We start from the raw sequence: 6473 nt of genomic DNA on the forward strand, positions 1-6473 counted from the left end.
CGGACGCCTTCGCGAGCAGCCTCGCTCCCACAAGGATTGGCGTGGTGGGTCAGACTTCACGCCACATGTGGATCTTGTCGAAATAGTCTTCGCCGACGCGCACCGCCAGTGGTTCGAGGCCGTACTGAATGAAGCCGCAGCGCTGATACAACTGAAAAGCCGCGTCGTTGCCGGCAGTGACAGTGAGCTGGACAAGCTTCAGCGCCGGATGCTTCTGCGCTTCAGCCAAAGCCGCCTGGACCAGCTCAAAGCCCAGGCCCTGCCGACGAAAATCCGCCGAGACATACATGCCGAACAGCGTGGCCTTGTGTCGCGCCTTCTCTCGCGGTTCGAAGGCCAGGCCGACAATCCCGGCCAACGTCCCGGCATCGAATGCCCCCAACACCACATCGAGCTTGCTGGTCAGGCGTGCTTCCCACCAACTCAACGGCATCACCGCGCGTTCGCGCACGCTGGAGGTGAACGCCTGCGGATGCCGGTCGTAGGCTTCGAGCATCAGCGCGCGGTACGCCAGGGCATGGCTGGCATCCAGCCGTTCGATCCACACTTCAGGCGGTCCGCCGCTGTTCCAGCATCAACCGCACCGCGAGGCCGCCGAGCACCAGGCCCATGAAATAGCGCTGCACCGCCAGCCAGGTCGGGTTGCGCACGAACCACGAGGCGATGCCTGCAGCGAAGAGCGCGATCAATAGGTTGACGCTGAAACTGACGCTGATCTGGGTCAGACCGAGGAGGATGCTTTGGGTGAAAACGGAGCCATGTTCAGGGCTGATGAATTGCGGAAACACCGACAGATAGAAAACCGCGATTTTCGGGTTCAACGCACTGGTGAGAAAGCCCATGGTGATCAGTTTGCGCGACGAGTCCGGCGGCAATTGCCGGGCTTCGAACGGCGAACGTGCGCCGGGTTTCAGCGCTTGCCAGGCCAGCCACAACAGGTACAGAGCGCCGGCCCATTTCAGCACTTCATAGGCCATCGGCACGGCGAGAAACACCGCCGTCAAGCCGGCCGCCGCCGCGAACATATGCACGAAGAACCCGCCGACCACACCGAGCAGCGACGTCACGCCGGCGCGGCGGCCCTGACAGATCGAACGCGAGATCAGGTAGATCATGTTCGGCCCCGGCGTCAGCACCATCAGCAGAGCGGCAGCGGCAAAGATCAGCAAGTCTGGCAGCGGGATCATGGCAACGTCCTTTGCGGGAATGATCAGGCGAGTGCAGTCAGTGAACGGCGATAAAACGGCAGGATGTGCTCGCGTGTCAATGGCGCCAGTTCGAGCGCCGGATCAGCGGCCGGATCGACCCAGATGACTTCCTCGATTTCCGCCGCCGGGCACACGTCAGTATCGATGGTCAGTTGAAAGATTTCCGCGTGCACGATGAAGCCTGGCTCGTTGGCGGCGGGGGCGGAAAACCGGCTCAGATAGATTGCCTGCGCCGGGTCGATCTGTAGGCCCAGTTCTTCTTCCAGCTCCCGCGCGAGAGCGTGAACCGGCAGCTCATGGGCTTCGATCTTGCCGCCCGGCTGCATGAACGCCGTAGTACCGCGTTTGCGCACCAGCAGGGTCTGGCCGTGAGCGTTGAGCAACAGGGCAGCGGCGATATGAATGGTCGACATGAAGGAATCCCTTGGTGCAAAGGCGCCATGGATCCCATGCCCGTCAGCGGTAAGCCAAGCGCAAGACTCAGGTCGCTTCCTGGAAGTCCAGTTCCGGTGGCTGACGACGGAAACCGCCGGTGAGCACGGCGAGACAGACCACGCCGATCGCCAGCCAGCTCAGCCCCAGCCAGACCGCCAGATGATCGAGGCTGACCATCAACCAAACCACAGCGGCGTATTCGCATCACCCCCAATGTAGTGCACGCACAGCGCAACGAAGGCGATGAGCACGAGGAATTGCCAGGGCGCGGGCGGTTTCCGGGAACTGGATGTCGGGCGTTTGATGCTCAGCGGTTGCTCCAGCAAAGAAATCGCCCGTAAGCTGGAAATCTTCGTGGAAACCGTGAAAGTCCATAAGAAACACATGTACAGCAAACCGGGGATCAAATCCCAGTCCGAGCTGTTTTCGATTTTTGCAGGCGCAGAACGCCTGAACGCTTGATGAAAGTGCTTTATGTAGGAGTGAGCCTGCTCGCGATGGCGTCGGGTCAGTCAACTCGTTTGCAGCTGATATACCGCTATCGCGAGCAGGCTCACTCCTACAGGGGAATGTGTTTATCCCTGAATCTTCGCTGATTATTCCGAGTCCGAACCCAAGGAAACCGTATGAGCCTGTCACTCCTGAGCCGCTACGCCTTCTTTGCCGTCTGTGTGATTTTCACTCTCGCCAGCCTGCCTTTCCTCGAACATGACTGGCTGTGGCCGATCACCGCTGTCACGGGCGTGCTCAGCCTGCTCGGGATCTTCGACCTGCTGCAGACACGCCACGCGGTGCGCCGCAACTATCCGATTCTGGGCAATATCCGTTATCTGGTCGAAGGCATCCGCCCGGAGATTCGCCAGTACCTGCTCGAGTCCGACAGCGACGCCCTGCCCTTCTCCCGTGCCCAGCGTTCGCTGGTGTACTCGCGAGCGAAAAACGAGACCGCCGACAAACCGTTCGGTACCTTGATCGACGTCTATCAGTCCGGCTTCGAATTCATCGGCCATTCGATGCGTCCGGCGCCGTTGAGCGATCCGAACGGTTTCCGCGTCACTGTCGGCGGCCCGCAGTGCACGCAGCCGTATTCGGCGTCAATCTTCAATATCTCAGCGATGAGCTTCGGCTCGCTCAGTGCCAACGCCATCCGCGCGCTGAACCAGGGTGCGAAACTCGGCAACTTCGCCCACGACACCGGTGAAGGCAGCATCAGCCCGTATCACCGCGAACATGGCGGCGACCTGACCTGGGAACTGGGCAGCGGCTATTTCGGCTGCCGCACCAGCGATGGCCGTTTCGACCCGGAGCGCTTCGCCGTGCAGGCACAGAACCCGCAGGTGCGCATGATCGAAATCAAGATGAGCCAAGGTGCCAAACCCGGCCACGGCGGCATCCTGCCCAAACACAAGGTCACCCGGGAAATCGCCGAAACCCGCGGCATCCTGATGGGCGAAGACTGCGTTTCGCCCTCGCGCCACAGTGCGTTTTCCACACCGATTGAAATGATGCAGTTCATCCAGCAGCTGCGTGAACTGTCCGGCGGCAAACCGGTGGGCTTCAAGTTCTGTCTCGGCCATCCGTGGGAATTCATGGGCATTGCCAAAGCCATGCTGGAAACCGGCATCCTTCCCGATTTCATCGTCGTCGATGGCAAGGAAGGCGGCACTGGCGCAGCCCCTGTCGAGTTCACCGACCACATCGGCGTGCCGATGCGCGAAGGTCTGCTGTTCGTGCACAACACGCTGGTCGGCCTGAACCTGCGCGACAAGATCAAACTCGGCGCCAGCGGCAAGATCGTCAGCGCCTTCGACATCGCCAGCGTGCTGGCCATCGGCGCCGACTGGGCGAACTCCGCGCGCGGTTTCATGTTCGCCATCGGCTGCATCCAGTCGCAGTCGTGCCATACCAACAAATGCCCGACCGGCGTCGCCACCCAGGACGCCCTGCGCCAACGCGCTCTGGTGGTGCCGGACAAGGCCCAGCGCGTCTACAACTTCCACCGCAGCACGCTCAAAGCGCTGGCGGAAATGCTCGCGGCGGCCGGGCTCGAGCATCCGTCGCAACTGTCGGCCAAGCACCTGGTGCGGCGCATGTCGGCGACCGAGATCAAGCTGTTCTCGCAGCTGCATGTGTTCCTGAAACCGGGGGAATTGCTCACCGGTGAAGTGAATGGCGAGTTTTACTCGCGGATGTGGCAGATGGCGCGGGCGGACAGTTTTGAGCCGCTGGACGTAGTGGCCGCGTAGCGCTGGCGATCGACTCGCGCCCACCACAAAAAAAGCCCCGATCCTGTGACCGGGGCTTTGTTTTTTCAGCGACTGGACTTACGAAACCGAACGCACCGCGTCTTGGGACACCTGTCTCGGCTGCAACTTGAACACGTAGAACAACACCGTCAGCAGTACCAGAAACGCCGGCCCTACATACAGCGCCACACGGGTATCGGGAAAGTACGCCATCAGGCCGACCACCAGCACCAGAAACGCCAGGGCGAAGTACGAGCTGACCGGGTACAGCCACATCTTGTACTTGAGCCCGGCACGTTCGCTGGCGCTCAGGCCTTGGCGGAATTTCAGTTGCGCCAGCAGGATCATCACCCAGGTCCAGATCGCGCCGAAGGTTGCGATCGAGGTGACCCAGACGAAGACTTTTTCAGGCACCAGATAGTTGAGCATTACACCCAGCAGCAACACCGCGATCGATAGCAGCAGCGCACGACGCGGCACGCCGTTGTTCGAGGTCTTGGCGAAACCGGCCGGGGCCTGGCCATTCTGCGCCAGGCTGTAGAGCATGCGCCCGGTGCTGAAGATGCCGCCGTTGCACGACGACAGCGCCGCAGTAATCACCACGAAGTTGATGATGCCGGCGGCGGTCTTGATGCCCAGACGCTCGAAGGTCATCACGAACGGGCTGCCCTGGGTGCCGATTTCATTCCACGGGTAGATCGACAGGATCACGAACAGCGCGCCGACGTAGAACAGCAGAATCCGCCAGAACACCGAGCCGATCGCGTCTGGAATGGTCTTTTGCGGATTCTTCGCTTCACCGGCGGTCAGGCCGATCATCTCGACGCCGAGGTAGGCGAACATGACCATTTGCAGGGACATCAGCACACCGGTGACGCCGTTGGGCATGAAGCCGCCGTGCGCCCACAGGTTGGAAATCCCCAGCGCCACGCCGTCATTGCCGAAACCGAAGGCAATGATGCCGACGCCGCCGATGACCATGGCGATAATGGTGACGATCTTGATCAGGGCGAACCAGAACTCGAATTCGCCGAAGGCTTTGACCGCGATCAGGTTGATCGAGCCCATGCTGATCAGCGCCGCCAGGGCCCAGATCCAACGCGGCACATCCGGGAACCAGATGCCCATGTACACCGCCACGGCGGTGATTTCCGCGACGCAGGTCACCAGCCACAGAAACCAGTAGTTCCAGCCCGTGAGGAAGCCTGCCAGCGGACCGAGGTAGTCCTGCGCATAGCGGCTGAACGAACCGGCCACCGGGTTATGCACGGCCATTTCGCCGAGGGCGCGCATGATCACCAGAATCGCCAGACCGCCGAGAATGTAAGACAGCATGATCGCCGGGCCAGCCATTTCGATGGCCTTGGCCGAACCGAGAAACAGGCCGACGCCGATACAGGCGCCGAGCGCCATCAGGCGGATATGCCGTTCGCCGAGTTCGCGTTTGAGCGGACCGCCCTGGGCGGTATTGCCGTGAGGCAGAGGATTGCCGACTGGCATAGGGGTACAACCTCGTCTTGTTATTGGATATGACCGCCGGGTTTCGAAGCGTCGGCCGATAGGCCTAGGCGGGGCAGGAAACCGCGTCGGCTTCGTGGGCAGACGCATCAGCGGGCGTGCAGTATAAAAAGCTCCGGGCAGGATTTTTCACTCTATAAGTCACAACATTCAGCGACAACTCTCGGCAAAAGCCCGGTTTGCGGAGAGGGTTTACCTACGTCATGTAGGAATTTTCGCCGCCAAAAAAGGCGCCGAGTATTGCACAGTCATGGTGCAGCGTCATGTTGCCCGCATGGGTTGCACCGTTCGCATGGGGAGGGACTTGTCGAATCGCCGCGCCTTGCCGCTTGGGGGCGTAGCAGTCTGAAACCTGACTGGCTGCAGCAGTTGGGACTGCTGCGCAGTCCAGCGGTAGCAAGCTCCCTCGCCACAGGGGATCGGGTTGTTTTGCCCTCCCGGAACTTGCCCGCGCGTTTAGGAGAATCGTCTGACAGGCTTCTCAGACTCGATTCAAGCAATCGGCAGCTAGGGTAAATAAGGAATCAATCATCAGGACGCAACGGAATGCGCAAATGCTTATATTCGCATCGACTTCGACGCGGGCGGTGCTCTGAGCCAGGACGCGCTTATCTGATCACGGTTGTCGTCTATCAACGCCGTCCGATCTTCACCGATTGGCGAATCGGTCGTTTGCTGGTAGCAGAACTCAAGCGAACCCAGGACCAGCAATGGGTCAAGTCGATCGCATGGGTGGTCATGCCGGATCATTTCCACTGGCTCGTACAACTTGAAAACGCTTCGCTGGAGCGATTGATGCAAACCGTCAAATCCCGCAGCACGCTGACCATCAATCGCGCGCTGAACCGAACCGGGGCCTTCTGGCAAACCGGATACCACGACCGCGCGATCCGAGACAACGAAGACCTGCGCCCCTATGCGCGCTACATCATTGCCAACCCTTTGCGCGCCGGCCTGGTAAAGAAAGTCGCCGATTACCCACTATGGGACGCTTGCTGGCTCTGAAACACCCCCTTGTGGCGAGGGAGCTTGCTCCCGCTCGGCTGCGCAGCAGTCGTAAAACCTG

General features: G+C 60.7%; 6 protein-coding genes and 2 pseudogenes. 3 read left to right on the forward strand and 5 right to left on the reverse strand.

Annotated elements, in window-relative coordinates; all coding sequences use genetic code 11:
- Nucleotides 1-49: 49 nt before the first annotated feature.
- From QRN33_RS01310 to QRN33_RS01325, 4 genes and pseudogenes are all read right to left on the reverse strand, one after another.
- Nucleotides 50-547, reverse strand: coding sequence for a GNAT family N-acetyltransferase (locus QRN33_RS01310; RefSeq protein ID WP_285406292.1), 498 nt, complete (start codon nucleotides 545-547; stop codon nucleotides 50-52).
- Between the two features lies 1 nt (nucleotide 548).
- Nucleotides 549-1187 carry a LysE family translocator gene (locus QRN33_RS01315; RefSeq protein WP_042607386.1) on the reverse strand — a complete coding sequence of 213 codons (639 nt, stop codon included), beginning with the start codon at nucleotides 1185-1187 and terminating at the stop codon, nucleotides 549-551.
- A 23-nt stretch (nucleotides 1188-1210) separates the two neighbouring features.
- Nucleotides 1211-1621 (reverse strand): NUDIX hydrolase, encoded by a 411-nt coding sequence (locus QRN33_RS01320; RefSeq protein WP_281922938.1) that lies wholly within the window; start codon nucleotides 1619-1621, stop codon nucleotides 1211-1213.
- Nucleotides 1622-1688: 67 nt separating this feature from the next.
- Nucleotides 1689-1835 (reverse strand): annotated as a pseudogene (locus QRN33_RS01325) (amino acid permease); the annotation flags it as partial.
- An 87-nt stretch (nucleotides 1836-1922) separates the two neighbouring features.
- Here QRN33_RS01325 and QRN33_RS01330 point away from each other — a divergent pair.
- Together QRN33_RS01330 and QRN33_RS01335 are read left to right on the forward strand one after the other, a co-directional pair.
- Nucleotides 1923-2105, forward strand: a pseudogene (locus QRN33_RS01330) (response regulator transcription factor); the annotation flags it as partial.
- 164 nt (nucleotides 2106-2269) lie between these two features.
- The gene (locus QRN33_RS01335) at nucleotides 2270-3889 is read left to right on the forward strand and encodes an FMN-binding glutamate synthase family protein (RefSeq protein WP_116659223.1); all 1620 of its coding nucleotides are present in this window, start codon (nucleotides 2270-2272) and stop codon (nucleotides 3887-3889) included.
- A 78-nt stretch (nucleotides 3890-3967) separates the two neighbouring features.
- On the opposite strand, the gene QRN33_RS01340 is transcribed toward QRN33_RS01335, so the two are convergent.
- On the reverse strand, nucleotides 3968-5389 hold the full coding sequence (locus tag QRN33_RS01340) for an amino acid permease (protein WP_285406297.1): 1422 nt from the start codon (nucleotides 5387-5389) through the stop codon (nucleotides 3968-3970).
- Between the two features lie 564 nt (nucleotides 5390-5953).
- On the opposite strand from QRN33_RS01340, the gene QRN33_RS01345 reads away from it, so the two are divergent.
- The gene (locus QRN33_RS01345) at nucleotides 5954-6412 is read left to right on the forward strand and encodes an REP-associated tyrosine transposase (RefSeq protein ID WP_123418805.1); all 459 of its coding nucleotides are present in this window, start codon (nucleotides 5954-5956) and stop codon (nucleotides 6410-6412) included.
- Nucleotides 6413-6473 lie beyond the last annotated feature (61 nt).

The organism is Pseudomonas sp. FR229a, from assembly GCF_030209115.1.
Classification (GTDB): Bacteria; Pseudomonadota; Gammaproteobacteria; order Pseudomonadales; family Pseudomonadaceae; genus Aquipseudomonas; species Aquipseudomonas moraviensis_A.